Origin of the sequence: Mycobacterium aquaticum (assembly GCF_002086485.1) — a bacterium.
GTDB lineage: Bacteria > Actinomycetota > Actinomycetes > Mycobacteriales > Mycobacteriaceae > Mycobacterium > Mycobacterium aquaticum.
In genome coordinates, this window is record NZ_MVHF01000002.1 from 161410 (window position 1) to 188359 (window position 26950).

23 protein-coding genes are annotated in these 26950 nt (G+C 65.2%); 19 read left to right on the forward strand and 4 right to left on the reverse strand.

Translation table 11 applies throughout. From position 1 onward, the window contains the following. Positions 1 to 10: 10 nt before the first annotated feature. Genes BST13_RS02590 through BST13_RS02600 form a run of 3 tightly spaced genes read left to right on the forward strand, consistent with a single transcriptional unit; the run spans position 11 to position 3458 of the window. Complete coding sequence (locus tag BST13_RS02590; RefSeq protein ID WP_083160318.1) at positions 11 to 1351, forward strand: MFS transporter; 1341 nt, start codon at positions 11 to 13, stop codon at positions 1349 to 1351. Beyond that, positions 1348 to 2385: a Gfo/Idh/MocA family protein gene (locus tag BST13_RS02595; RefSeq protein ID WP_083160320.1), complete on the forward strand. Its 1038-nt coding sequence runs from the start codon at positions 1348 to 1350 to the stop codon at positions 2383 to 2385. The genes BST13_RS02590 and BST13_RS02595 overlap by 4 nt, the downstream gene beginning before the upstream one ends. Then, on the forward strand, positions 2373 to 3458 hold the full coding sequence (locus BST13_RS02600) for an alcohol dehydrogenase catalytic domain-containing protein (protein ID WP_083160322.1): 1086 nt from the start codon (positions 2373 to 2375) through the stop codon (positions 3456 to 3458). Before BST13_RS02595 ends, BST13_RS02600 begins: the two co-directional genes overlap by 13 nt. 440 nt (positions 3459 to 3898) lie before the next feature. On the opposite strand, the gene iolG is transcribed toward BST13_RS02600, so the two are convergent. From iolG to BST13_RS02620, 4 genes are all read right to left on the reverse strand, one after another. Continuing rightward, positions 3899 to 4906, reverse strand: a complete 1008-nt coding sequence (iolG, locus tag BST13_RS02605; protein WP_083160324.1) for an inositol 2-dehydrogenase — start codon at positions 4904 to 4906, stop codon at positions 3899 to 3901. Between the two features lie 64 nt (positions 4907 to 4970). Beyond that, positions 4971 to 5846: a sugar phosphate isomerase/epimerase family protein gene (locus BST13_RS02610; RefSeq protein WP_083160752.1), complete on the reverse strand. Its 876-nt coding sequence runs from the start codon at positions 5844 to 5846 to the stop codon at positions 4971 to 4973. A 20-nt stretch (positions 5847 to 5866) separates the two neighbouring features. Continuing rightward, on the reverse strand, positions 5867 to 6949 hold the full coding sequence (locus tag BST13_RS02615; RefSeq protein WP_095533391.1) for a Gfo/Idh/MocA family protein: 1083 nt from the start codon (positions 6947 to 6949) through the stop codon (positions 5867 to 5869). Between the two features lie 200 nt (positions 6950 to 7149). After that, on the reverse strand, positions 7150 to 8739 hold the full coding sequence (locus BST13_RS02620) for an IclR family transcriptional regulator (RefSeq protein WP_083160326.1): 1590 nt from the start codon (positions 8737 to 8739) through the stop codon (positions 7150 to 7152). Positions 8740 to 9085: 346 nt separating this feature from the next. Between BST13_RS02620 and BST13_RS02625 the strand changes: the two genes are divergently transcribed. From BST13_RS02625 to BST13_RS02700, 16 genes are all read left to right on the forward strand, one after another. Further along, positions 9086 to 10171 carry a maleylacetate reductase gene (locus BST13_RS02625; protein WP_083160327.1) on the forward strand — a complete coding sequence of 362 codons (1086 nt, stop codon included), beginning with the start codon at positions 9086 to 9088 and terminating at the stop codon, positions 10169 to 10171. Between the two features lie 14 nt (positions 10172 to 10185). Continuing rightward, entirely contained in the window at positions 10186 to 11148 is a 963-nt protein-coding gene (locus tag BST13_RS02630) for a dioxygenase family protein (protein WP_083160328.1), read from the forward strand. A gap of 167 nt (positions 11149 to 11315) precedes the next feature. Further along, positions 11316 to 12800: a sugar porter family MFS transporter gene (locus BST13_RS02635; RefSeq protein ID WP_083160329.1), complete on the forward strand. Its 1485-nt coding sequence runs from the start codon at positions 11316 to 11318 to the stop codon at positions 12798 to 12800. Positions 12801 to 12812: 12 nt separating this feature from the next. Next, positions 12813 to 14738 (forward strand): putative nucleotidyltransferase substrate binding domain-containing protein, encoded by a 1926-nt coding sequence (locus BST13_RS02640; RefSeq protein ID WP_083160330.1) that lies wholly within the window; start codon positions 12813 to 12815, stop codon positions 14736 to 14738. A 5-nt stretch (positions 14739 to 14743) separates the two neighbouring features. After that, positions 14744 to 14935: a metallophosphoesterase gene (locus BST13_RS02645; protein WP_083160332.1), complete on the forward strand. Its 192-nt coding sequence runs from the start codon at positions 14744 to 14746 to the stop codon at positions 14933 to 14935. A gap of 78 nt (positions 14936 to 15013) precedes the next feature. Then, on the forward strand, positions 15014 to 15559 hold the full coding sequence (locus tag BST13_RS02650) for a hypothetical protein (protein WP_083160334.1): 546 nt from the start codon (positions 15014 to 15016) through the stop codon (positions 15557 to 15559). 161 nt (positions 15560 to 15720) lie between these two features. Next, a complete protein-coding gene (locus BST13_RS02655) occupies positions 15721 to 16413 on the forward strand; it encodes a FadR/GntR family transcriptional regulator (protein ID WP_083160336.1) in 693 nt (230 codons plus the stop codon). A 189-nt stretch (positions 16414 to 16602) separates the two neighbouring features. Continuing rightward, the gene (locus BST13_RS02660; RefSeq protein WP_245839280.1) at positions 16603 to 17775 is read left to right on the forward strand and encodes a sugar ABC transporter substrate-binding protein; all 1173 of its coding nucleotides are present in this window, start codon (positions 16603 to 16605) and stop codon (positions 17773 to 17775) included. Between the two features lie 25 nt (positions 17776 to 17800). Continuing rightward, positions 17801 to 19363, forward strand: coding sequence for a sugar ABC transporter ATP-binding protein (locus BST13_RS02665; protein ID WP_083160340.1), 1563 nt, complete (start codon positions 17801 to 17803; stop codon positions 19361 to 19363). After that, on the forward strand, positions 19360 to 20397 hold the full coding sequence (locus BST13_RS02670; protein WP_083160342.1) for an ABC transporter permease: 1038 nt from the start codon (positions 19360 to 19362) through the stop codon (positions 20395 to 20397). The genes BST13_RS02665 and BST13_RS02670 overlap by 4 nt, the downstream gene beginning before the upstream one ends. A 25-nt stretch (positions 20398 to 20422) precedes the next feature. Then, entirely contained in the window at positions 20423 to 21139 is a 717-nt protein-coding gene (locus BST13_RS02675) for an SDR family NAD(P)-dependent oxidoreductase (RefSeq protein ID WP_083160344.1), read from the forward strand. Positions 21140 to 21176: 37 nt separating this feature from the next. After that, positions 21177 to 22361, forward strand: a complete 1185-nt coding sequence (locus BST13_RS02680) for a fumarylacetoacetate hydrolase family protein (RefSeq protein WP_083160346.1) — start codon at positions 21177 to 21179, stop codon at positions 22359 to 22361. A 7-nt stretch (positions 22362 to 22368) separates the two neighbouring features. Continuing rightward, positions 22369 to 23313, forward strand: coding sequence for a C-terminal binding protein (locus tag BST13_RS02685; protein WP_245839282.1), 945 nt, complete (start codon positions 22369 to 22371; stop codon positions 23311 to 23313). 21 nt (positions 23314 to 23334) lie between these two features. After that, positions 23335 to 24768 (forward strand): aldehyde dehydrogenase family protein, encoded by a 1434-nt coding sequence (locus BST13_RS02690; RefSeq protein WP_083160350.1) that lies wholly within the window; start codon positions 23335 to 23337, stop codon positions 24766 to 24768. Beyond that, positions 24768 to 26300 carry a xylulokinase gene (xylB, locus tag BST13_RS02695; RefSeq protein WP_083160352.1) on the forward strand — a complete coding sequence of 511 codons (1533 nt, stop codon included), beginning with the start codon at positions 24768 to 24770 and terminating at the stop codon, positions 26298 to 26300. Before BST13_RS02690 ends, xylB begins: the two co-directional genes overlap by 1 nt. After that, a complete protein-coding gene (locus BST13_RS02700; protein ID WP_083160354.1) occupies positions 26293 to 26943 on the forward strand; it encodes an HAD family hydrolase in 651 nt (216 codons plus the stop codon). The genes xylB and BST13_RS02700 overlap by 8 nt, the downstream gene beginning before the upstream one ends. The last annotated feature ends 7 nt before the right edge of the window (positions 26944 to 26950 follow it).

Below are 26950 nucleotides of genomic sequence, written 5' to 3' on the forward strand. Positions count from 1 at the left end.
GGACCATCCAATGGAAATTTTGATCCCCAGGAGCGCATCGCCCACGGTGGATGACACCGTTCAGCGCAGGCGAGTCGTCAAGGCGAGCGTCGCAGGCACCGTGATCGAGTGGTACGACTTCACTCTCTACGGCCTGGCCGCCGCCCTGGTTTTCGCGAAGTTGTACTTTCCGGGGGCCGGACCGTTGGCGGGCACATTGGCGGCGTTAGGAACCTTCGCGGTGGGGTTGGCTGCCCGCCCGATCGGGGGCCTGGTCTTCGCGCATTTCGGTGACCGGATCGGGCGGAAGCCGATGCTCCTGATGACGTTGCTGGTGATGGGCACGTCGACCACGCTCATCGGTGCCCTCCCCACGGCGCAGTCGATCGGGATCTGGGCGCCGATCGCCTTGGTGGCCTTACGGCTGTTGCAGGGTGCGGGCGCGGGCGCCGAGTTCGCCGGGGCGATCACGATGGTCACCGAATCGTCGAGCGCGAACAACCGGGCCCGCTCAGCGGCGTACCCAGGGGCCGCGATCTATGTCGGAACCGGCGGTGCAACAGTGCTTTTCGCCTTGCTGTCGCTGATGCCGGACGACTTGTTCCGGAGCTGGGGCTGGCGGATCCCGTTCCTGGCCAGCGCCGTGATCGTGCTCGTGGCTGTGTACCTGCGGCTGCGTGTGGAGGAGACCTCGGCGTTCCGCCATGCCGAGTTGGCCGGAGCCGTGGACCGGGCCCCGGTGGCCGTGGCCGTTCGCCACCATTGGCGCAAGATTCTGTGTGGGCTTGCGGTTTTCACGTTCGTAATCCCGTGGGCGTATGTGATGCAGGTCTTCGCGCTGTCGTACGTCACCAAGACCCTTGGCGTGGACGCCACCGCGGCCCTAGTCGGGTTGATCGTTGCCGAACTGCTCGCCATCCCCGTCATCATCGGATTTGGTGTGCTGGCCGACAGGGTGGGCCGCAAGCCGGTGCTCACTTTCGGCGCGATCTTCGGTGTGCTGTTCCCGCTGCCCATGTTCGCGATGTTCGAAACCGGTTCGCCGTGGCTGGTCGGCCTCGCGCTGACGCTCGGCATCTGTGTCGTCCAGGGGTCGACGTCGGGCCCGGCCGGAGCGCTGCTGTCGGAACTGTTTCCCACTGACATCCGGTGGAGCGGCATCGCGATCTCCCGGGAGATCCCAGCCGCGGTCGTGGGTGGGACCATCCCACTGGTGGCGACCGCGCTCGTGGCCGCCGGCGACGGTAAATCATGGCTGGTGGCCGGTTATCTGATCGTGCTGAGCCTGATCGGTCTGGTGGGTATCAGGTTGCTTCCCGAGACACTCGGCCGGTCGATCGACACGACCGTGACGGCAGCAGGACATCGATGAGCGTGCGCCGAGTGATCGTCATCGGCGCAGGTTTGACGAGCGCGGCGCACCTCGCCGCGTTGCGCGCGGTCGGCGCCGACATCGTCGGGATCGTCACCACCGATCCGGCTCGTGCCGCCGCAGCCCGCAGCCTTGCTCCGTCTGCACAGATCGTGGGGTCCGTCGAACAGGCAGTAGCCCTCGGCGCTGATACCGGGGTGGTGCTGACGCCGCCGTCGAGTCATCGGCATGTGATCGAAGTGCTGACCGAGCACGGACTCGACGTGGTGATCGACAAGCCCTTGGCGGCGAACCTGCCGGAAGCAACGGCACTGGTTGAATGCGTCGAGCGGGCCGGCGTGCGCGCCGCGGTCACTTTGCAGCATCGTTACAGCAGCGCCATGGGGGTGGCCCGAGAGGCGATGCGGCAGGGCAGGATCGGTGAGCTTCGGGCGGTGACAGTCATCGTGCCACTGTGGCGCAGCGACGATTACTACCGTGAGCCGGGCCGCGGGACATTGGCCCGCGACGGCGGTGGCGTGCTCATCACGCAGGCGATTCACCCGCTCGATTCCTATCTGGCACTTGTTGGTCCGCCTCGCTCGGTCGTGGCCACGAGTTCCACGAGCCGTTCGCGGTTGCAAGCAGAGGACACGATTCATCTGCTCGTCGATCACGAGAACTGTGCCGCCTCGATCATGGCGAGTACTGCGGCCTGGCCCGGTGGCCCCGCCGCGATCCACCTGTATGGCGATGGCGGGCAATTGCACATCGTCGGCGAATCCGTCACCCATGTCGCCGAACGTACGGAAGTGCTTGTTTCGGGCCCTGTCGATGCCTCCGGGCCGGATCCAAGCTCGATGGCCGCGTGGTTCATCGACCTCTACACCGATGTATTCGGCAGCTGGGCGAGGAGACAGAAGTCCGGATGTGAAGCTCGCTCCGGTCTTGCCGTACAAGCACTTATCGATGCCGCGTACCATTCGGCCGGCGCACCGCTTGCGCGGGCCTTGGTCCAGCGCACCACTATTGAGAGGCAGACATGTCGGTGCTGAGCGTCGAAGTTCCTGCGCCCAACCGGTTCGTTATCCGGCGATCGGCGGCTGAGAAGCCGCAGGCCGGCGAGGTGCGGGTGGAATTGGATTCCGCGGGTATCTGCGGTGGAGATCTGTCTCATCTGCGTGGCCGCAACGCGGTCGGGTCGTATCCGACGATTCTCGGACACGAATGCGCCGGCCGAATCGCCGCCGTGGGCGCCGACGTACATCTGCTGATCGGCCAGCCTGTGGTGATTTACCCGACGAGCGGGTGCGGCACCTGCCGCGCATGCTCAGAGGGGCGTTTCAACAACTGCCCGACGATGCGGGTTCGCGGTTTGTCGGACCCTCGAGGCCTGTTCAGCGAGTCATTTATCGTGTCGGCAAGCGATTGCGTGCTGATCAGCGAGTCGGTGTTGCACCGCTACGGCGCACTGGTCGAACCACTCGCCGTTGGGGTTCATATCGCCGGGCGCAGCGGCGCCCGTACCGGCGACACCGCCCTCGTGATCGGATGCGGGTCCATCGGGCTGGCGACCGCGCTCGTCGCGGTGAGCCGAGGCGTGCGTGTTCTCGGCGCCGACCGACATGGCGAGCGCTCGACCGCGGCGCACGCGTGCGGCGTGAAGGCCTTCACCACCGTCGGTGATGCTGCGCTGGTGCAGTGGGTCGGAGACCAAGCCGACAGCGTCGATATCGTCTACGACACCGTGTGCAGCCCATCGACAATCGACGTCGCGCAACGCGTGCTGGCACCGGGCGGACGCCTGGTCGCCATCGCGTCGGCCAAGCCGGGGCAGCAGGCCACACTGGACTACAGCGCGCTATACGCACGGGAACTATCCGTCGTTGCCTGCCGGAACTACGTCCGTGACGACTTCGTCGACGCCGCCGCTCTACTGGAGTCCGGCCGGGTCGACGCCACCGGGCTGCACACCGCAACGTTCGCGCTCGACGACTTCGGTAGCGCGGTAGACCAACTCGAATCGCACGGACACCATCACATCAAAATCCTCCTCACGCCGCGCCGACTCCTGGATTCCCGACCGTTGCTCGCCGCATGCCCTGGTCTCGCTGACAAAGTCAGGTAAGCAATTCCAGGAACTCGGCGCGGCGCGCCCTGGCCGGATTTCTCGGCGGAAGCACCTGACACGACGGGGTGGTTTGTGAGCACTCCGGTGCAAATGAGGATTGTCGGTTGCCAATCTCCGTGTCGAATTGCCATCTGCGATGTCGAACGATGTCGAATTCGACACCCTGAATGCCAAAGTCCTATAAATGCCCGGCGCTACGACCACATGTTGTCCGGTTTGAATCGTTTCTCGGCTAGCTCTGAGCCGTAGCCGAATTCTCCAAGCTTTCGCGGGCGCCGCTGTCTCTCACAGTGCCGGCGGTACCTGGCAGGGTGGGGATGCTTCGACAGCAGCAGCATCACCGCACCGGCGGTTGGACACATCTGAGATACGGAAACCAACCGCCATCGGCTCCAGAAAGCTCCGCTTGTCGCGCTATCGCCTGTGCCGCCACGGAACTATGAGGTGATCGCGACGGTTCTCCCGGTGGTTGCCGATTCTGCCGCAGCGTTGGCCAAGATGAGGGCCGCGACACCGTCGTCGAAAGACGGTGAGCAGGGGTCGCCGGTGCGGATGCAATGTACGAACGCGTCGAGCTCGGTTCGATAGGCCTGCGCGTAGCGTTCGAGGAAGAACGGCAGGTAGGGCGGAGCTTCCTCAGTCCCCGAAGCGTCGTAGCGACGGACCACAGTTTTGGCGACGTTACCGGCGGACAACATGCCGTCGGTGCCGAAGGCTTCGAGGCGTTGGTCGTAGCCGAACGCACAGTGCCGGGAGTTGGTGATGGTGACGAGCTCGCCCTTGCTGCCACGCAGTGTGATTGTTGCGGAGTCGAAGTCGTTGAGTTCTCGGATGTCGTCGCTGTAGACGTTGGCGCCCATGGCGGAGACCTCGACGATGTCGGGGATGAAGAATCGGGCCATGTCGAGGTCATGGATGGTCATGTCCCGGAAGATGCCACCCGACGCAGCGATGTACTCGCGGGGAGCCGGCGCGGGATCGCGGCTGGTGATGAGCAATTGCTCCAAAGTGCCGATCGCCCCAGCCTCGACCTGGGCCTGAATGGATGCAAAGTGAGGGTCGAAGCGCCGGTTGAACCCGAGCATGACAGGAACCGAATGGCTGCTGATTCGCTCGCGGCACTCCAGGACGGTGTCGATGTCGAGGTCGATCGGCTTCTCGCACAGGACGGCTAAACCGTGCGCCGCGGCGCGTGACATGAGGTCGACGTGGGTGGGTGTCGGCGAGGCGATCACCACGCCGTCGAGGTCGGGTTCGGCGAACACCTCGGCAGGGTCTTCGACTGCACGACCGTTCGTCCGATCGGCGAGGTCACGAGCTCCGTCGATGAACGGATCGGCGATCATCACCAGGTCGACGTTGGGGTGTGCGGCGATGTTGGCGGCGTGCACCTGACCGATTCGGCCGGAGCCGAACAGGGCCAGACGCACTTTCGGTTGGGGCATGACGATGTCCTATCGTTGTCGGACACATTGCGCGACAATGGTTTTAGCGGAGGGACAAGACGGATTAGACTAGTTGGGCGGCGCGTTCGAAGCACTCCAGCGTGGTAGCGTGCGCGGTACGCAATCCTTCGACGACCGGTGTGCGGCGGTGCTCGTCGGAGATGATCTCGACACCCCACGGTCCTTGATATCCGGCGTCGATGGTGCGTCGGATGAAGCTGGCGGTGTCGAAATCGCCGCGTCCACAGTAGGTTCGGTGTTTGATGGTGTCATCGACGACGTCGAGGACGGTGGTGTTCGTCCGGTCGAATCCGTCGTCCACCTCGACAGCGAAGACCCGCTCGATGGGTACGACCTTCCACAGATCCTCGTGCGAGAGGCCGGTCTTGTAGGTGTGCCAAATGTCGATCATCAATCCGGCTGCCGGGCTGTCAGAGCTGGTGACGACCTCGACGGCCTCCGGAGTGGTCCGCAGGTGGGAGAATGGCGTGGCCTCCAGCGCGAGACGTATCCCGGCGTCGGCCGCTTCGTCGGCGAGATCGCGGAAAGCGCTGGCGATGGTTGCCAGCGGCAACGGGTTCTCGGTCAGGCCGGCGCCGACCTTGATGTGACGTGCGCCGAGCGCGGTAGCCGCTTCGAACAGTTCGGCGCGCAACCGATCGGATGCGGCTCGCTCCTCACCGGCGGTCCACCAATCATTGAGGAACTCGACCTCGACGATGTCGATGCCGGCCGCATGGATAATCTTCGACAGCTCTTCGTATCCGATGGTCTCGCGAGCGTGGATGAGATCAGCATGGACCAATCCGATACCGTTCCAGCCGGTTTGAGCGATCGCGGTGATTCGCTCAGCCAACGGGATGGGACTACTCTCGTCTTCACGGAGCGGAGCAGCATCACCCGCGCTGGTCCAGCAGGTGGCGATCAGTAGTGGAGTCATGGTGTCTCTGGCTTCTTTCATCATGCTTTGTCGACTTCGATCTCGGTGCCGCGGTGTGACTCGGAGCGGTAGCAGGCGTCCACGATCCGTGCCACTGTCAGCGCGTCGGACACCGGTGACACGATCGGTGCCCCGGTACGGATGCTGTCAACCCAGCCGCGCATCTCGGTGTGGAAGTTGCTGATGTTCTCCAGTTCGGGCAGTTCGGAGAAGCGATTCTGCTCGGTCCGGGCGAACGGCGGGGTGAAGTATGTCTGGGTCCATTCGGTCCACCCGGCCGGGTATCCCCCACGATCGGCGTCGACGTACACCCGTAGCCGCTGGGGCAGGATCCCGACCTCGATCATGCCGGTGGTGCCGTACACAGTGATCCGCGAACTTTCGAACCACTCGAGGTGATCGTGCCCGTCGAAGCTGAAAGTGATCGACATGTCGGGATAGTTCAGCAGCGCAGCGGCAGAATCCTCGCGGCTGTTCTCGTCAGAGAGCCGGGCGGATTTGTGGACTCGGGCGTTGACTGAGTCGGGGGCGCCGAATACGTGCACCAGGGAATCGAGCATGTGGCAGCCGAGAATCCACAGCACACCGCCCATGTCTGCAGGCTGGTTGAGGTGCTGGGTGAGGTGTTCGCCGACCATTGCCGCCCCGCGGGCGGAGACGGTCACCACCTCACCGATCAGCCCGGACTTGATCAACTCCTTTGCGCGGGAGACGGATTCGGCGAGACGAACGTTGTAGCCGACCTGCACGACGAGATCGCTATGGGCGGCCTCGGCATCGCGTAACTGGACCAGATCAGCCACAGTGCCCCCGCCCGGCTTTTCCACGACCACCGACTTGCCGGCAGCGAGCGCTCGTACGGTGTGGGGCACCATGTCGCGGCTCTTGGAGTGGACCATGATCGCGTTGATCCGGTCGTCGCCGAGAATTTCGTCGATGGTGCGCGGTTCGAGGTCGTACTTATCCGTGAAGTACTTCAGGCGAGAGTCGTCATCGGCGGCCGCGACCACTTCGACGTCGTCAATCTCTCGGAGAGCCCGTACCCGCGCCGATGCGTGCGGATGGGTGATTCCGAGAAGGCCTACGACGATCGCATCAGACATCATCGTCTCCTGTCGTTTCTGGGTTGCGAAGTCTCGCAACGGAAGAGTCCGGGGTGTTGGTTTTCGGGATAGTCGCCGGGTGCTCCGATCGTGTGCTGACACACGCCGGTGATCGATCGGAACTCCGACTTTCACTGCCATCTAGTGGACAGGATGTCCAAGTGTTGCATGTGACGGCTTCGCCGGTCAAGTGCGCTGCATCACCGAATTCCTGCGGGTGTCGGAACGAAACCGAGGTAGCTCGAGAGTTCGCGGGCGCCGTCGCGGACCAGATCGGTGACCGACGGGGCGTCAACCGTGCCGGTGGCCAGAATCCCTTCGCGAAGGCCGCTGACCGAGAGGGATGCCGCCACCTCACCGAAGTGGTCGAAGATCGGCGCACCGACAGCGGCGATGCCGGGTGTGACCGTGTTGTCGCTGATGACGAAGCCTGCATCTCGGATCTCCTCCAGGTCGGCAAACAGCGCCGAACGTGAGATGTCGTGGCCGACATCTCCGGTCTGTGATGCGATGGAGGCGTACTCCTCCCACCCTTCCCGGTCCTCGAAAGCCAGCAGTGCCCGGGGTGCTGCGCCGACATGTAGCGGCAGCGAGCGGCCCAGCCGAAGAACTCGGCTGTTGACACGCACTCCGTCGATGCGTTCGATGCATACCGCGCGGGTGCCGTGGCGGACGCAGAGGAAGGTGGTTTCCCCGGTGGCGTCGTGGATGCGTTTGAGCACGGGGAGGGAGGCGCGGCGAATGTCGAGGCGGCGGATGAGTTCGTTGCTCAGCGAGAGGAGTTTGCCGCCGATCCGGTAGGCGCCGCGGTGACCCATCTGCTCCACCCAGCCGATATCGGCCAGTGTGGCGAGCATTCGATAGACCGAGCTGGCGGGCTCGTTGATCAACTCGGTCAGCCGGGCCGAAGTCGCGATACGTTCCTGTGCCAGCGCCTCCATGAGCGCGCCGGCTTTGACCACAAGCGACGGCGCACGCGTTGCTTCCGGTTCGGAATCGTTGTGCCCCGGGGCTTGCACGCCGTCCATCAGTCCGGTGGCCGCCTTTGCGGCGTCCATCGCGTCGGCGATGCGCTCGGCGGCCACCTGCAATACCTGGCCGGCGGCGGTTTCCTGCTGCAGAACGCTGGCCCGCAGGCCTGCCACCGAAATCGCCCCCATGGTGCCGCCGTCCGCTCGGCGCACCGGAACAGCAACCGCGGCAACGCCTTCGACAACTTCGCTGTCATCCACACTCCACCCCCGCGCGACGGTCTGGTCGAACTTGATGCGGAGCGCCTCGGCCGTGGTGGGAGTGTTCGAGGCGATCGGCTCGAAAGGAGCTGCGGCGAGCAACTCGTGCTGCGCCTCGGAGGAGGCGAACGCCATCAAGGCCGTCGATGCCGCGCCCGCATGGCAGGGCAACATCCGGCCCGGGCAGAGGCCGAGCATGTCGACCGCGGTACCGTCCACGTGGTCCAGGCACAGCGCCCCGTTCCGATGCGGGACGCAGAAGTAGACGTGCATCCCCAACTGTTCGCGCACCCAGCGCATCTGCTTGCGCAAGCCTTGACGGTTGACGTACGACTCAATCGCCGCGTCGCCCCACCTCAGCAGCGCGGTCCCCAACTCGACCCGGCCATCACCAGCCGGCCGGGCCACGCCGATCTGCTCGAGCGCGGCAACGATCCGATAGACCGAGGGACGCGGCTCGGACACGGCCTTGGCCAACTCGGCCGCACTCAGTGGCCCCAACCGGGCAAGCTCATCGACGATCTGACCAGCCTTGCCCAACAACTGAATCGTGTTCACTGCCTCATCGTCCCTCTAGGTCATTTGCAGCGGCCGACCGCTCCGTGTCCGGCCCCGACACCCATACCCCGTCGGCGACTGGTTTGCGGACACACCGGCTGATGCCGCCCGGCTCGCATGAGATGTCGGTCAATATCACGCCTGACAGTTGCATGGATCACCATCGTCGGCTTTAATCGTACCGTACGAACACATTGTCCGTCAGGTGGTAGTAAATTTCCCCGGGGCGGAGCTTGGATCGTCGAAGATCCGGCGGAACCGCACTCATGTTCGGCGTGGAGCCGATATCGGAGCGCGCCTTACGACTGTGGCCTGCTGGTTGGACACTGCTGAGGAGATCGACTCAATGACCTATGACTTCTGCTACGAAGCGCTACCGATGCGGGTGCGATTCGGCGCCGGCGCTCTGGCCTCATTGCCCGGGGAGCTGGACGAAATCGGGCTTCGACGGGTGTTGGTGCTGTGTTCGCCGGGGCAGGAGGACACCGGCGAGCTTGTCGTCTCAGCCCTGGGCGAGCGCTGTGTGGGCCTGCGTGCCGATGCCGTCATGCACGTTCCTGCGCAGGTCGCCGAACATGCACAGGCAGAGGTGGTTTCACTCGGCGCCGACGGTTGCGTCGCCGTCGGCGGCGGGTCGGCGATCGGACTGGGCAAGGCCATCGCACTCAAACACGATCTTCCGATCGTGGCGGTGCCCACCACGTATGCCGGTTCGGAGATGACACCGGTGTGGGGATTGACCACCGACGGTCGAAAGGAAACCGGTCGGGATCCGAAAGTGTTGCCCCGCAGCGTTATCTACGATCCGGACTTGACCCTGAGTCTGCCCGTCGGCATGTCGGTCACCAGCGGGATCAATGCCATGGCCCACGCGGTGGAGGCTCTTTATGCGCCCGACGCCACACCGATCATCTCGTTGATGGCAGAAGAAGGGGTACGCGCACTGGCCGCGGCCTTACCGGTAATCGTCACTGACAACGCCGAGGCCAGCGGTCGCAGCCAGGCGCTGTACGGAGCATGGCTGTGCGGAGCCGCCCTCGGAGCGACAACCATGTCGCTGCATCACAAGCTGTGCCATGCGCTCGGCGGCAGCCTCAATCTTCCCCACTCCGAGACCCACACCGTCGTTCTTCCCTACGCGTTGGCCTTCAACGAACCCTACGCACCCGACGCGGCCGCAGCACTGTCGCGCGCACTCGGCGTTTCCGCGGACCCGGCCGACCGGTTATGGCAGCTGTCGCGAGAACTCCACGCGCCTCAGTCATTGGCGGAACTAGGAATGCGGGAATCCGATATCGGGCGCATCGCCGAGGAGGTCACCAGCCGTTCTTACGGCAATCCTCGGCCGATTACCTATGACTCTGTCCATAACCTGCTGGCGGCGGCATGGGCCGGCCAATGGCCCGTCGCCGACGGATCGCCGTCCGCCTGAAAGCGAGAACTGCCATGAACCAACGACTTTCCAGCGCCGAAAACGGTACCTCAGTCGGCGTGACCGAGGTGTCGGACGTCCAGAACGCCATCGAGGAACGCCTGACCCAGACCGTCATGAACTCCTTCGACGGCTGTCAGGACGAGCGGTTGACCTTCTTGATGAAGGCACTTGTTCGCCATCTGCACGCCTTCATCCGCGACGTACGGCTCACCGAGGCCGAATGGAACAGCGCGATCGAGTTCCTCACCGAGGTCGGACATATCACCGATGACAGACGCCAGGAATTCATCCTGCTCTCCGACGTCCTGGGCGCATCGATGCAGACGATCAACGTCAACAACGTAGCCCACGGCGACGCCACTGAAGCCACCGTATTCGGCCCGTTCTTCACCGAGAACTCGCCGCGTATCGACAATGGTGGCGACATCGCGGGAGGGGCCGCCGGGCAGCCATGCTGGGTAGAAGGAACCGTTGCCGACGTCGAAGGTCGGCCGATCCCGCACGCCCGAATCGAGGTGTGGGAAGCCGATGAGGACGGCTTCTACGACGTCCAGTACACCGACAACCGCGTGGCTGCCCGAGCGCACCTCTTCAGCGACGACGACGGGCGTTATCGCTTCTGGGGCCTCACCCCGACCCCTTACCCGATTCCGCACGATGGACCCGTCGGCCGGATGCTCGCCGCCACGGGACGCTCCCCGATGCGCGCTTCGCATCTGCACTTCATGGTGTCGGCGCCAGGCCAACGAACCCTGGTGACCCACATTTTCGTCCGGGGTGACGAACTGCTCAGTCACGACACCGTTTTCGGGGTCAAGGACTCACTGATCACCGACTTCGCCGAGCAGCCGCCACATACTCCTACCCCCGATGGACGGCAGCTAGGTGAGCAGTCCTGGTCCCGCGCTCGCTTCGACATCGTGTTGGCACCCGACACCATCGCCACCCAACCGGCCGCTGTCCACGCAGGCTGACCGAGCGCCGCATCTTCACCGGCCACGACTCTCGGGAGAGAGTTTGTCCGAATGACTTTACAAATAGAATCCGTGCGTACTTTCTGTGATGGAGATCGCCATCCCTGGATGCGCCGTAGTGGCATCGGCGGTCGCCGCCGGAGAACAAGAAACAAGGGAGTCCACGCATGACTGACATGACTGCACATCTAGCCTCGGCGGCCGAAGCCAAGCTGCCACCGCTGACCGACGGCCCGCACCGAAGGCGGATCGGCCTCATTTCGATCGTGGCCTGTCTGGGTGGGCTGCTGTTCGGCTACGACACCGGTGTGGCCAACGGCGCCGAGGGGCCGATGGCCAAGGAGCTGGGGCTTTCCCTGCTGCAGTTGGGCGTCGTCATCAGCTCGCTGGTGTTCGCGGCCGCCCTCGGCGCCCTCATTGGGGGCAGGTTGTCCGATGCCATCGGCCGTCGCAAGACCATCCTGATCCTCGCGCTGCTGTTCTTCTTCGGTGTCCTGCTCGTGGTGTTCTCGCCGGCCGGCCCCGAAGTCGGCACGTTCTCGCCGGTGGGCTACGGGGTCCTGGTGACCGGGCGCATCGTGCTCGGCCTCGCGGTCGGCGGCGCGTCAACCGTGGTCCCGGTCTTCCTTGCGGAACTGGCGCCCTACGAGATCCGCGGGTCGATCACCGGGCGCAACGAATTGGCCATCGTCACCGGCCAGCTCGCCGCGTTCGTGTGCAACGCGATCATCGGCACCGTCTGGGGCCACATTGACGGCGTCTGGCGGATCATGTTCGGCGTCTGCGCGTTGCCCGCCGTGGCGCTGTTCGTCGGCATGCTGCGCATGCCCGAGTCACCGCGCTGGCTGGTCGAGAAGGGCAGGGACGATGACGCGCTGGCGGTCCTGAAAACGGTGCGCTCCGAGGATCGGGCGCTCGCCGAACTCGATCAGATGGAGATCATTACCGAGGAGGAGAAGGCCGAGCACCTCATCGGCTGGAAGGCAATCCTGACCAACAGGTGGCTGCGCCGCATCATCCTCGTCGGCATCGGGGTCGCCATGGCCCAACAGCTCACCGGCATCAACTCGATCATGTATTACGGCACCCGGGTGCTGGAGGAATCGGGGATGTCCGAGCAGCAGGCCATGCTCGCCAACATCGCCTTCGGGGTGGTGGCCGTGCTCGGCGGCATCATCGCATTGCGCAACATGGACCGATTGGATCGGCGCAAGACCTTCATCCTGGGACTCTCACTCACCACCATCTGCCATTGCCTCGTCGGTGTTGCGTCGATGCTGCTGCCGGCGGGGAACCCGGCACGGCCGTTCGTGATCCTCGTCCTGGTTGTCGCGTTCGTATTGTCGATGCAGACCTTCCTCAACATCGCCGTGTGGGTGTGGCTGGCGGAGGTCTTCCCGCTGCACATGCGCGGACTCGGGTTTGGGATCTCGGCCTTCTTCGGCTGGACCACGAACGGATTCCTCGCCCTGTTCTTCCCGACCCTGGTCTCAGGCATCGGCATCACCGGATCGTTCTTCCTGTTCGCCGGGATCGGCGTGGTGGCGTTGGTGTTCGTGTGGACCCAGGTGCCCGAAACCCGCGGTCGCTCCCTGGAGGCGCTGGAAGAAGACGTGGCGACCGGGCAGATCTATGTCGGCATCCGCCGCTGAGCCGGCCCAGCCATGACGACGGGCGATCAGGACAGCGCAGCTGCGCAGGCGGAGGAGCTGTGCCGATTTCTCGCCGGAGTGCGGCCGTTCGACGCGCTGGATCCCGCGCAGCTGACGGAGATCACGGCGGCGGCGGCGATCCGCCAGTTCGCCGCCGGCGACCTGGTGGTCGACGCGTTCACGGCACCGCCCACCGAGATCTACGTGGTACTCACCGGCGAGGTCGATCTGTGGCACGACCCGGATCGGGTGACCAAGGCCGGTGACGACCGGTTCGTGGCCGGCGACGTGTTCGGATTCTCCGCGATGCTCACCGAGCGGCCGGTCGGCCCCCGGGTCATCGCCACCGCGGCCGCCAGCATCGCGGTGTTGCCGGGCCACCTGGTCGAGCCGGCGTTCTACTCCCGCAGCGGGGCCCGGTTCCTGGCCGACTACATCTCCCGTACCCGTCGGCTGTCCACCTCGACCCCGGTGTTCAGTACGGTCGAAGACCTGATCGCGAGCGCCCCGCTGGTCATCGACCCGGACACCCCCGTCACCGTCATCGCCCGCCACCTCATCGACCGTGACGTGCACTGCGCGGTCGTCGATGCCGGTGACGGCACCTACGGGATCGTCACCGACGCGGTGCTGGGCCGCCGCGTTGTCGGCGAAGGACTGCCCGCGGACACCCCCGCCCGCGTGGTGATGACCCACCCGGCCAGCACGGTCGAACTCTCCGGATCGTCCGTCGAGGCGCTGATCACCCTGCTGGACACCCGAGCCGACTATCTGCCCGTCGTCGATCGGTCCGGCACCCTGCGCGGCGTGGTCGGGGCACGGGATTTCGCGCTGGCACCGACCACGGCCGGGGTCGGGATGCTCGAACAGATCCACCGCACCCGCAGCCGCGCCGAGCTGATCGACCGGGCGCGACGGGCGCCATCGGTTCTCGGTGACATCCTCGACCGGGGTCTGGCCGCCGATCGAGCCATCCGGGTGTACTCCGCGATCATCGACGCGATCATCCGTCGATCGATCAGCCTGGTCTTCGCCGACCATCCCGACCTTCCGCTGGACCGCTTCACCTGGCTGTCCCTCGGTAGCCAGGGCCGGCGCGAAGCGGTGCCCTTCTCCGATGTCGACGCCGCCATCGCCTTCGACGACGACGTGCCCCCGGAGACGATGGTGCGGTTCCGCCACGCGTTCGCCGACGTCAACGCTCTGCTCACCGACGCCGGGCTCAGGGTCGACGTCAACGGCGCCAACGCGTCGAACAAAGCCTTCTCCCGGACCAACAGCGAGTGGCGGGCCGCGGCGACGCGCTGGTTGACCGTACCCGGGGAGAACTCCCGCGCGGCCATGGCTGTCCAGCGAACGGGCCTGGCCGTCATTGCGTCCCTGCTGGTCGACGCCCGGCCCATTCACGGCAAGCCCGGACTGCCCGAGGTGGCACGGGTTTTCGCCGATTTCCGCCAGCATCCGGCGACTATGGACCTGTTGCTGTCGGAATCGCTGTCGCACCGGGCGAAAGTTCGGGACCGCACGCTGCGGGATCTGTTCACCGGCAAGGGCGACAGCTTCAATGTCAAAACCCACGGGCTGCTGCCCGTGGTGAGCATCGCCCGGTGGGCCGCACTCGGGGTGGGTTCCACCGAACTGCAGACCGTCAAACGACTCCGCGATGCCTCCGGCTCAGCCCTGCTGCCCAGCGCCCAGGCCGACCGCCTGATCGAGGTGTTCGAGATCCTGCAGCGCATGCGACTGCGCCACCACCTCAATCGGCTCCGGCACGGGCAGCGACCCACCGACCTGATCGACCGCGACGACCTGTCCCCGATCGAACGCAGCATGATCGGCCAAGCCGTCCGGGAGATCAACACCATCGCCCGCCGGATGGACCGGGTCGACCGCCGTGCCACCCCGCTGTCCCGGCCTGACCGGCGCAAGACCACCTGACCGCAATGCGGATCGCCGTCATCGGTGACGTCGGTGGCCACGCCCTGGCACTGCGCGACGAGCTCACCCGCCTCGGCGCGCACCCCGACGGCTCACTCCCCGAAGACCTACTCGTCATCCAGGTCGGTGATCTGATCCACCGTGGCCCCGACTCGGCTCAGGTCCTCGACCTCGTCGAGCACTACCTGCGCACCTAACCCGCCCAGTGGATCCAGCTCATCGGCAACCACGAAGCGCACTACCTGCGGCCGCCGGTCTTCCGCTGGCCGGACACCTTGGGCCGCAAGCACATCCGGATCCTCAACCGCTGGTGGCAGGGCGGTGCCGCGACCGTCGCCGCCGCGGCCGAGACCGCAGACGAGTCCTTCCTCATCACCCACGCCGGCATCACCGCCGAGTTCTGGACCACCATCCTCGGCGGCCCGCCCACCGCCGCCGAGGCCGCCCGCCGGATCAACAACCTCGCCAGAACCGGCGCCGACCCGGTGTTCCGCGCCGGCATCTTCCTGCACGGCACCAGCGACCCCAGCGCCGGACCGCTGTGGGCCGAAACCGCCACCGAACTGCTACCCGGATGGGCCGACCGCCGACTGCCGTTCAGCCAGATCCACGGCCACAACAGCATCACCACCTGGCGCGCACCCGACACCCCCGTGGCGCGCACCGGCATCGACGCCCTCGTCACCATCGACCACGCCGCCAAACACGAAACCGTCCACCTCGACGGCGGCCGACTCATCGGCATCGATCCCGACCACCGCGAAACACCGACCACCCCATGGCACGCATTCGAACTCGATGGCACCGTCACAGCGTGTTGAATGACGCAGATTTATCATACAAAGTGAGTTAAACCTTGAGTGGTGGACTGAACCCTCGATCGGCCTGCGGTCAGCCAAATCCGTGTCACTCCAGGGTGTATGCCACAGATTGCCGCACCAGTGAGCTTGACCACACCAAATCTTTGTCATACATTTGAGTCATGACCGAGAGCGCATCCACGAAGCAGCGGTTGTCGGACACGGTTGCCGAAGCCCTGCAGCGCGACATTCTCGGGATGGCCGTAGGCGAGAAGTTGCCGACCGAAGCAGAGCTCACCGAGCGATTCGATGTGAGCCGCACGGTCATCCGGGAGGCGACACGCCTGTTGGTGCAACGGGGACTGGTCACTGTCAAGCCTGGCCGCGGTATGACGGTCGCCGAGGTGGATGGTCGCGTGATCGCCGATCAATACGGCCTCCTACTTCGGTTGAGCGAGGGGTCGTTCGAGCAGTTGATGGAGTTGCGTCTCGTTCTGGAGGTGGAGATGGCGGCGTTGGCTGCGGCGCGCCGCACCGACACCCAACTGGAGGAATTGGACGCGCTCAATGAGCGCCTGCGTGCCGCAGATCCGTCCAGTGCCGAGTTCTTGGATGCGGACCTCGACTTTCACGAGAAAATCGCGGAGGCCAGTGGCAATCCGTTCTTTCTTCTGGTAATGCGACCGGTGAACGACTTCTTGAGTGACTCCTACACCGCGGGAACCGGATATCCCTCAGAAGCCGGACATACCGTCGACGAGCATTTCGAGATTGCCCAGGCGATCCGTTCGGGTGATCCAGCCCGAGCGCGATTCGCAGCAGAGAACCATCTGCGCCGCGTTGTCAGAAATCGCGTGCTCCTGACCCGGGAGTAGTCCAGCCCAGCGTCCATAACTGCATCCACGGTTCAACCGAACCGATGGATGATCGCGCGCAGATTCACCCGATGAATGCTGTGCGGTTTCCACCTACCGGCGCCCCTGCATGCCGCACCGGCCCGACAACCCACCCAAATCTGCCGTCATTACATCTCGCCAGACAACTCGAAAGGAGCCGAGATGGCCATGCCGAAGCTAAACACGGCGCTGTTGGCGATACTCGCGACCGTCGCCGTGCTGCTCGCCGTCCCGGCTTGTTCACCGGCCCGCAGTGACCGCTCTGCTGTCGATCCGGCGGCCCGTCAGGCTGCGGTGGCGAAGGCGGAGCAGGGTGCGTCGAAGCTGTTGCGTGCCGGTAAGCAGGACAACACCTGGACCGGCCCGGAAAGCAGCCCCAAACCACGGCCGGGACTGCGGCTCACCATCATTCCGGAGCAGATGGCATCGACGGGATCGAGTCGGCCGGCGACTGCCATCGAGTCCGAGACGCGAAAGCTGGGCTGGCAGCCCAAGATCTCTGACGGTCAGGGCAAACCTGAGGTCCAACTCAATGCCTTGAACACCGCGGTCGACGAAAAGGTCGACGCCGTGATCCTCATCTTCGTCGACACCACCCGCATTCAATCCGCCCTCAAGCGCGCGCTGGCCGCCGGAGTCAAGGTCGTCACCCTTGGTTCGCTGAAGAACACTCCCGACACGGTGCCCGATGTGTCGTTCGACTGGGTTGGGGCGGGCGTGGCGGTGGCGCAGTATGCGGTGTGGAAGAGCAACGGGGATCTGGGCATGTTGCAGATGCGCAACACGGACCTCTACATCGTGATCAATGGGCAGTTCAAGGGCACCAACGACTATCTGTCGAACCCGCAGAACTGTCCGGGGTGCGACATCGTGACCAAGGACTGGAGTCTGGCGACGTTCGAGGACCCGGTGATCGGGCCGGCGGCTCAGGCGGTGGCCACGCGTCTGGCCAATCCCAACCTCAACTGGGTGACCTGCTTTGATTCCTGCCTGTTCCGGGTGGCCAACGGGTTGAATCGGGCCGGCTTCGGTAAAACCATGTCCGGCGCGGGGTTTGACTGCAACCCGGAGAACCTCGACATCATCCGGTCCGGTGGTGTGCAGAAGGTCTGTTTCGCCGATCCGCGGGAGTGGTTGGCGTTCGCGGCGATCGACAACGTCAACCGCATGACGAACGGTCAAGCACCCGTTGATTTCACCAAGTCGATACCGGTCGCGTTGTTCGACCGGGATTCCCTTTCTGAGCTTCCCCCCGCGCGGTCGGCCGATCTGGAATCCAAGGGCTGGCAAGGGAACTTCGATTTTCGCGCCAAGTTTGAGCAGCTGTGGGGCATTGGTTAACCGGACCGAGAAACGAGATACGCTGATGAATCAAGCCGCTGTTCAGATCGAGGGTCTGACAAAGGATTTCGGTACCAACCGGGTATTGGATCACGTGAACCTGGAGTTCCACCCTGGGTCCATTCATGCGTTGCTGGGGGCGAACGGCTCCGGTAAGTCGACGTTGATCAAGATTTTGGCGGGGTACCACGCCCCGACGTCGGGGACGATCCGTTTGCGCGGTGAGGCCATCGCTCTGCCCGCAGTTCCGGCAGCGATCCACGAGGCTGGTGTGCGTTTCGTGCATCAGATCCTCGGGCTCGTCGACTCCATGTCGATCACTGACAACCTGGCGCTGGCGCTGGGCTATGAAACCCGGGCCGGAACGATCGATTGGCGTCGCCAGCGATCCACTGCCGCAGAGGATCTCGCCGCCGTCGGGCTTGACGACATCGACCCGCGCACCCTCGTCGGCGACCTGGGGCCGGTGCAGCAGACCCTGGTGGCCATGGCCCGGGCCCTGCGCGGGCTGGAACCGGGCCGGGGTGTGCTGGTGCTGGACGAGCCGACCGCACGGCTGCCCAACGCCCAGGTCGACGAGCTGCTCGACCGATGCCGGAGCCTGCGGGACCGCGGCGTCGCGCTCATTTACGTGTCGCATCGCCTGGACGAGGTGTTCGCCATGGCCGACCGGGTGTCGGTGCTGCGTGACGGAAAGTTGGTTTTCGACGATTCGATCGAGGCCACCAATGACGATCACCTGACTCGGATCATCACCGGGCCCAGCGCATCCGCGGAGGTCGCCGAGCATCGTCGACATCGAGAAGTGGATCGGGCTACTGCGCCGACGCTGTCGCTGCGGGGTGTGTGCGGAACGCATGTGCGCGACGCCACGCTGGACGTGCACCCGGGGGAGATCCTGGCGGTGACGGGTCTGGTCGGGTCCGGCCGTAGTGAGTTGGGCCGGTTGGTGTTCGGGGCCCAGCGGATCACCGCGGGTGAGCTGAAGTACCTGGGTTCCCCGATCACCGGGATCACCCCGACAGGCAGCATCGACCGCGGTATCGGTTATGTCCCGCAGGAACGCCGCCAGTCCGCGATCGCCGACTTCACCCTGGCCGACAACCTGTGCCTGGCCAGCCTGGACAAACACATGACCGGTGGTCGGTTATCCGTGGCCAGCGAGCGGGAGGTCACTGAACGCGCGATCGCCGCGTTGGACGTGCGGCCCCCGGACCCCGACCGGCGCCTGGGCGACCTGTCGGGCGGTAATCAGCAGAAGGTGGTGCTCGGCAAGTGGTTGGAGCTCGAACTGAAGCTGCTCATCCTCGACGAATCCACCTATGGTGTCGACATCGGGGCGCGGCGCACGATTCTGCGCGCGGTGATCGAACGCGTTGAGCAGCAGGGTCTGGCGGTGTTGCTGCTGGATTCCGATATCGATCTGGTGGCCCAGTACGCCGACCGGGTGCTGGTGATGCGCCGGGGGCGCGTCACGACCGAACTCACCGGCGATGACATCACCGTCGATCGCATCGCTGCCGCCAGCTATGCGGTCAGCGACGCCCCACCCCCTGCAGCCCACGACCGTTCGGAGCAACTGCCATGACCAACCAATCCTCGCGCCGCGCTGGGGCGGTCAAGAAGATCTTCACCGACTACGGGATCGTGATCGCTCTCGTTGTCATCATCGTGTTCTTTTCCGCGTTACGGCCCGACACCTTCCCGACCGTCGGCAACTTCGGGTCGATCCTGCAGGCCAACGCCTCGATCATGTTCATCGCGTTCGGTCTGATGCTGCCGCTGATCGTGGGGCATTTCGATCTGTCGGTGGCCGCGATGGCCGGCTTCGGCGGTGTGCTGGCCACCGGTCTGATGTCGAAGGGCACCATCACCTTCTGGCCGCTGGCGGTGCTGGTGGTCCTCGTGGTCGCCGTGGTGGTGGGCCTGTTCAACGGTGTCCTGGTCGCTTACCTCAAACTGAACGCCCTCGTCGTCACTCTCGGTACGCAGTCCATCCTGTTCGGCGCCATCCTGTGGTACTCCAAGGGCGCGGTCATCTACAGCGACATCCCGCAGTCCTTCAAGGATCTCGGGCAGGGCCGTCCGCTGGGGATCCCGCTGCCGTTCATCTTCGCGGTGATCGTCGGGTTCGTGCTCTGGTACGTCCTGTATTACCGGCCGATCGGGCGGCGGCTCTATGCGACGGGCGGCAGTCCGGATGCTGCCCGGTTGACCGGTATCAAGGTCGACAAGCTCACCGTCGGCGCGTTCACCTGTGGTGCGGTGCTCGCTGCGGTCGGTGGCTGCCTGCAGGTCGCTCAGGTCGGCTCCGCCGCACCGACCAGTGGAAACGAGTTCCTGCTGCCCGCCATCGCGGCGTGCTTCCTCGGTGAAACTTCGATCCGCCGTGGCTATTACAACGTGTGGGGGACGCTGACCGCGGTCATTCTGGTGGCCACCGGAACCACGGGCCTGTTCATGCTCGGCGCGCAGACCTTCGTGCAGCCGGTCTTCAACGGTCTGGTTCTGATCGGCGCGATCCTCGCAGCACGGTGGGACACCGTCAAAGCCCTCATCGCCCGGCTGCGGCCGACCCCACCTGCGGAATCCCGGCCGCTCGCCGCGGCGGGCGCGAAGTGACCGCGACGTGACAAGGAGCAAAACCATGAATGGACTCAATGGGTTTGTCGTGGCGGTGACCGGTTCGGGAGGGGGTATCGGTGAGGCGGTGTGTCGGCGCCTGCTCGACGAGGGCGCCACCGTCTATGCCCTCGACCGGAACGATTCCCCCGCCGGAGAATCGCTGTTGGTCGACGTCACCGATCCCGAGCAGGTGTCCCGGGGAGCCGACACAATCGTCCAGCGATCTGGACGGGTCGACGGGCTGGTGGCCGCCGCCGGAGTGGTCGAGGACGACATCCCCGCCGAGGACATGACGCTGGACCAATGGGACCGCACCCTGGGAGTCAACCTGCGTGGCCTGTTCCTCACCAACCGCGAGTTCGGCCGCCGCATGCTGGCTCGGGGATCGGGCAGCATCGTCAACATCTCCTCGATGAGCGGCAACCACATCGTCAACGTGCCGCAGAAACAGTGCGCCTACAACGCCTCCAAGGCCGGTGTCACCGCACTGACCAAATCGCTGGCCTCCGAATGGGCCGACCGCGGCGTGCGGGTGAACGCGATCGCCCCGGGCTATGTCGCCACGCCGCTGCTGGAACGCAAGAAACACCAATTCGCGCAGTGGCTGTCAGCCACCCCACAGAACCGCATGGCCGAACCATCCGAGATCGCGGCCGCCGTTGCCTTCCTCCTCAGCGACGAGGCGCGTTACTTCTGCGGCAGCGAACTGCTCATCGACGGCGGATACAGCATCCGCTGACCAACCACCACACAGTACGAAACGAGTAATCCACGATATGAACGCCCTGATCGACAACCCCAGTCGCATCCTGCCCGACGACGTTGACGACGCGACGCTCGTCGGTCGCGTACTGGCCGACAACGGCCCGTGCGTGGTCGTCCTACGCGGCGGCACCGTCATCGACATCACCGCCACTTTCCCGACCATGTCGGACCTACTGGAGTCGGCCGACCCGGTGGCCGCGGCGCGCAACGCCACCGGCGTTCGCTCGTGGCCGATCCATGAGATCCTCGCCAACAGCCTCGACGAAGCCGACGCCTTGCCGCGGCTGCTCGCTCCGGTCGATCTGTCGGTCCTCAAGGCCGCCGGTGTCACGTTCGCCACCTCACTGCTCGAACGACTCATTGAGGAGCGTGCCGGTGGAAATCCCGAGCAGGCCAACACGCTTCGCAGCGAACTGGAAAAAATCATCGGGACCGATCTGTCGGCCATCCGGCCGGGCAGCGACGCGGCCACACAGCTCAAGGCCGACCTGCAAGCCAGCGGCCAGTGGTCGCAGTACCTTGAGGTCGGACTCGGTCCCGACCCGGAGGTCTTCACGAAGGCACCCATCCTGTCGGCGGTCGGATGCGGCGCAGAGATCGGGGTCGCGCAGGTCTCGTCGTGGAACAACCCCGAACCCGAAGTCGCGATCGCGGTGACCTCGACGGGCCGGATCGTCGGCGCCATGCTCGGAAACGACGTGAATCTGCGCGATGTCGAGGGCCGCTCGGCGCTGTTGCTGCCCAAAGCCAAGGACAACAATGCCTCGGCCTCGCTCGGCCCGTTCATCCGGCTGCTTGACGAGTCCTTCACTCTCGATGACGTCCGCGGTGCCGACGTTCGGCTCGAGGTGATCGGCGAGGACGACGGATTTCGGATGGACGACGTCAGCTATATGCGGGAAATCTCGCGCGACGTCGTGGCGCTCGCCGAATACACCGTCGGCGACGCCCACCAGTATCCCGATGGCATCGTCTTGTACACCGGCACCTTGTTCTCACCCACGCACGACCGCGGTGGCGTCGGTATGGGTTTCACCCACCATCTCGGCGACATCGTCCGAATCTCCAGTCCCAAGCTCGGCACGCTGGTGAACCGGGTGAACCACTCCGAGAAGGCCGGTCGGTGGACGTTCGGGGTGCGCGGGCTCATCAACAATCTCGCTGCCCGCGGGCTCATCGGGAAGGTCGGGGCCTGAGATGCGCATGGTGATCACCGACCACGCCTTCGCCGGTGAGCAGTTCGAGCGGGACGCAGCGGCCGAACTGGGCGCCGAGTTCGATGTGTACAACGTGTCCACCGAGGCTGCCGCCGCAAATGCCGTGCGCGGCGCCGACATCGCCCTGGTCAACTTTGCCCCGATGACCGAATCGGTACTGCAGCAGATGAATCCCGGCGCCGTGGTGGTTCGCTACGGCATCGGCTACGACAATGTCGATCTGAATGCCGCACGGGCACAAGGCATCCGGGTATGCAATGTGCCCGACTACGGCGCGGACACCGTCGCCGACCACGCCGTCACCGTAATCCTCGCGTTGATCCGCAAAGTACACCTTTTCAGCCGTGCCATCGCCGCCGGCGACTGGCCCTCGGCCACCGCACTCGCGCCGATCCGGTCGATGGCGGAGACCACCGTCGGCCTGCTCGGCACCGGCAGGATCGGCATGGCCGTGGCAAATCGGCTGCTGCCCTTCGGTTTCAAGATCCTCGCCTACGATCCGTACGCCAACGCGGAATCGACGGCCGAGCGCGGAGTCACCTTGGTCGACCTGGACGAACTCTTCGAGCGTTCAAACGTCCTGTCACTGCACGCCCCTGCGACACCAGAAACCACCGGCATCGTCTCCACCGAAAACCTCGCCAAGATGCCCAAGGGGTCGTTCCTGGTCAACACCTCCCGGGGTGCCCTGGTCGACCAGGACGCCGTCCTCGAGGCACTGAACAGCGGCCAACTCGCCGGCGCAGCACTCGACGTCTTCGTACCCGAAGTCCTACCCACCGACCACCCACTGCGCAGCCATCCGAACGCACTCCTGACCCCGCACGCCGCGTTCTATAGCGAACAGTCCCTGCGCGACCTCCAGCGCCTGGCTGCCGAAGAAGCGCTGCGCGCCGGGCGCGGTGAACCATTGCGCTGCCCGGTGAACTGACCTCACAACGAAAGCGAAACCATGACAAAGAAACTCCGGAACTACATCGATGGGCAGTGGTCCCCGGCAACGAGCACGTTCGAAGCGCGCAATCCCGCCAACGACCAGGTCATCGCCGAGGTCGCGGACTCGGGACCGGCCGAGGTCGATGCCGCGGTGGCCGCCGCACGTGCGGCGTTCGCGACGTGGCGCCATGTCAACCCGTCGGTGCGGGCCCGCTACCTGCACGCGATCGGCGATCGGGTGAAAGCGCGGGAATCCGAACTCGCCCAGGCAATCACGACCGAGATGGGCAAGACCATCGGTGAGGCGACCGGCGAAGTCGACAAGCTGGCGAAGGCGTTCCACTTCTACGCCGAGGAAGCCAGCCGGGTGCATGGGGAGGTGATCCCCAACGACGTCGACGGATTCCACAGTCTCGCAGTGCGGGAGCCGATCGGGGTCGTGGGCGCCATCACGCCGTGGAACTATCCGCTGGAACTCGTCGGCTGGAAGCTGTGCGCTGCCGTGGCCGCCGGCTGCACGATCGTCGTCAAGCCCTCCCAGTACGCATCGCTGTCCCCGGTCCTGCTGTTCGAGTGCATCGACGATGCGGGTCTGCCGGGCGGAGTGGCCAACCTCGTCCTCGGGGCGGGTGCGGCGGGCCCGGCACTGGCCGCACACGCCGGTCTCGACAAGCTGGCCTTCACCGGATCGACCGCCACCGGAAACACGATTGCCCGCAACGTTCCTCGGGCAATGCCGCTGACGATGGAACTCGGCGGCACCTGCCCGATGATCGTGACCGAGCACGCCGACATCAAGGCAGCCGTTACCGGGGCGGCCCGGCGCGGGTTCCGCAACGCCGGCCAGATCTGCATTGCGATCAACCGGATCTATGTACACCGGTCCGTGTACTCGGATTTCGTTGACGGCCTCACCTCGGCGGTCGCGGCACTTCGGGCCGGCAACGGGATGGACCCCGCGATGGACGTCGGACCGATGGCAACCCGTGCCGGCGTGGACGTGGTCGAAGCGCACGTGAAAGACGCCGTGGCGCACGGTGCCACCGTCACCACCGGCGGAGACCGTATTCCCGAGCTCGCCCCCGGCTATTTCTTCGAGCCGACCGTCGTCGCGGGGTGCACGCCCGAGATGCGCGTCATGTGCGAGGAGACCTTCGGGCCGGTGGTCGGCGTGATGGCGTACGACGACCTGGCCGACGCCATCGCATGGGCCAACGGCACCGAATCCGGGCTGGCCGCCTACGTTTACACCCAGGATCTCCGACAGGCGCACGACCTCGGCCGACGGCTCGACTTCGGCAATGTCGCGGTCAACAACGTGGATGCCGGCATCATGAACGCACCCTACGGCGGCCGCAAGGGCAGCGGCTTCGGGGTGGAACACGGCAAAGCCGGTCTGGAAGGATACTTGCAGCACAAGCACATTCGGATCCGATACGGAGCCGAATGATGAATGCTGTTCGGCGGCTACACCTCGGCGTCGACATCGGCACATCGTCGTGCAAGGTGGTCGCGGTCGACCAGGAGGGCGCGGTCGTGTCGACCGCGACCCGCGGATACCCGCTGCACTCGCCCCGCCACGGCTGGTCGGAGCAGGATCCCGAAGACTGGTGGGCAGCGACATCGGCTTGTGTGCGTCAGATCACGACCGCCCTGCCTCAGCTCGGTGATGAGGTGGTGGCGATCGGGCTGAGCGGCCAGATGCACGGACTGGTCGTGTTGGATGCGGACGATCACATTCTGCGTCGCGCGATCCTGTGGAACGACCAACGTTGCGAAGCCGAATGCCAGGCGGTCACCGAGGCGATCGGCGGCCCAGCGCAGGTTTTGAACGAGATCGACAACCGGCTCATCACCGGATACACCGCCGGCAAGATCGCCTGGCTGCACGATCATGAGCCGGACAAATTCCGTCGAACCCGAAAGATCCTCAACCCCAAGGACTTCCTGCGTCTTCGCATGACGGGACAGTTCGCCACGGAGGTGTCCGATGCATCCGGCACCGGGCTGTTCGACGTAGCGAACCGGCGCTGGTCTCCGGCAATGCTCGACGCTGTCGGCATCCCAGAATCGCTGCTTCCCACGGTCGTCGAGTCACCCGACTCGACGGGCGGCCTGCTGCCCGAGGTCGCGCGGCACTGGGGCCTCAGTGAGGATGTGCAGGTTTACGGCGGTGGCGGCGATGCCGTCGTACAGACCGCATCGATGGGAGTGGTCAAACCCGGCGACATCGGCGTCACCGTCGGAACCGCGGGCGTCGTGGCCGCGGTAGCGGAGACATGCCCGGAGAACTCCGGGAACGTCCAAGTCTCCTGTTACAACGCACCCGGCCTCTGGCACATCATGGGGGTATCGCTGTCGGCGGCGGGCGCACTGCAGTGGTTCACCGATGTCCTCAACGAACTACCGAGCTCGCCGGACGTCGGGTTCCCGGCAATCATCGACCTCGCCAAGGACATCCCCGCCGGCGCCGACGGCTTGCTCTTCCTGCCGTATCTGGCCGGCGAACGCTCGCCGCACTACGCGCCGGCCGCAACCGCGGCGATGCTCGGACTGACGAGAATGCACGGGCTCGGCCACATGGTCCGCGCCGTCATCGAAGGTGCGCTGCTGAACATGCGGGAGATCCTCGATGCGTTCGCCGACTTGAACATCCCCTGCGAGCGGGTGATCGCCTCGGGCGGCGCCACCCGGGATCCGTTCTGGCTGCAGACGATGGCCGACGTCTTCGGCATCGAGGTGGTCACCATGACCGGTAGCTCCGAAGGGGGTGCCTACGGTGCAGCACTGGTCGCGGGTGTCGGAGCGGGCACCTGGAGTTCGTTCGACGCGGTCTACAAGCACCTGCAAGTCTCTGCGCGCTTCCTGCCTGACCGCCACACCGCCGATCGGTACGACCGGATCTACGCCGGATACCGAAACCTCTACGGTCACCTGGCCGCCGTGTACGACGACATCAAGATCGCGAGGGGCGATGAGTAACAATGGTTTTGGGGTAGTCGTCCTCGATCTCGACGGCACGCTGGTCGACAGCAGCGAAGACATCGCCGACGCGATGAACCACGCCCTGTCCGCACACGGAATCGGTGCGGTCACCGCCGAGCAAGTCGCGGCGGCACTGGGCGGCGGGCCGACGATTCTCGTCGAGAAGTGTTTGACCGCAGCTGGATTGGTGACCTTTGGCTCGGATCTGGTCGCGTCTGTACTCAACGCGTATTCGGACCGGTACCGCGCGCATCCCGCGACCCATACCCGGGTCTTCGACACCGCAGGCGCAGTGCTGCCCGCGCTGCACGCACGGGGTGTGCTGATCGGCGTATGTACCAACAAGCGCACTGCGATCGCCGAGGCGGTACTGAATGCCGTCGGACTGTCGTCCGTCATCGGGGCCGTCGTCGGATCCGACACGACGCCGACCCCGAAACCCCAGCCGGGACACCTCATCGACACGGTGACCGCACTCGGTGCCGGCGACCGGCGGGTGCTCTATGTCGGTGACACCGACATCGACCAGCAGACCGCCGCGTCGGCCGGGGTGACCTACGCACAGGTCGCGTGGGGCCATCCCGGTGTACCGGCCGAACACTACCTCGCATCATTCGACGATCTCTTGTCGATCGTCTGATCTCATC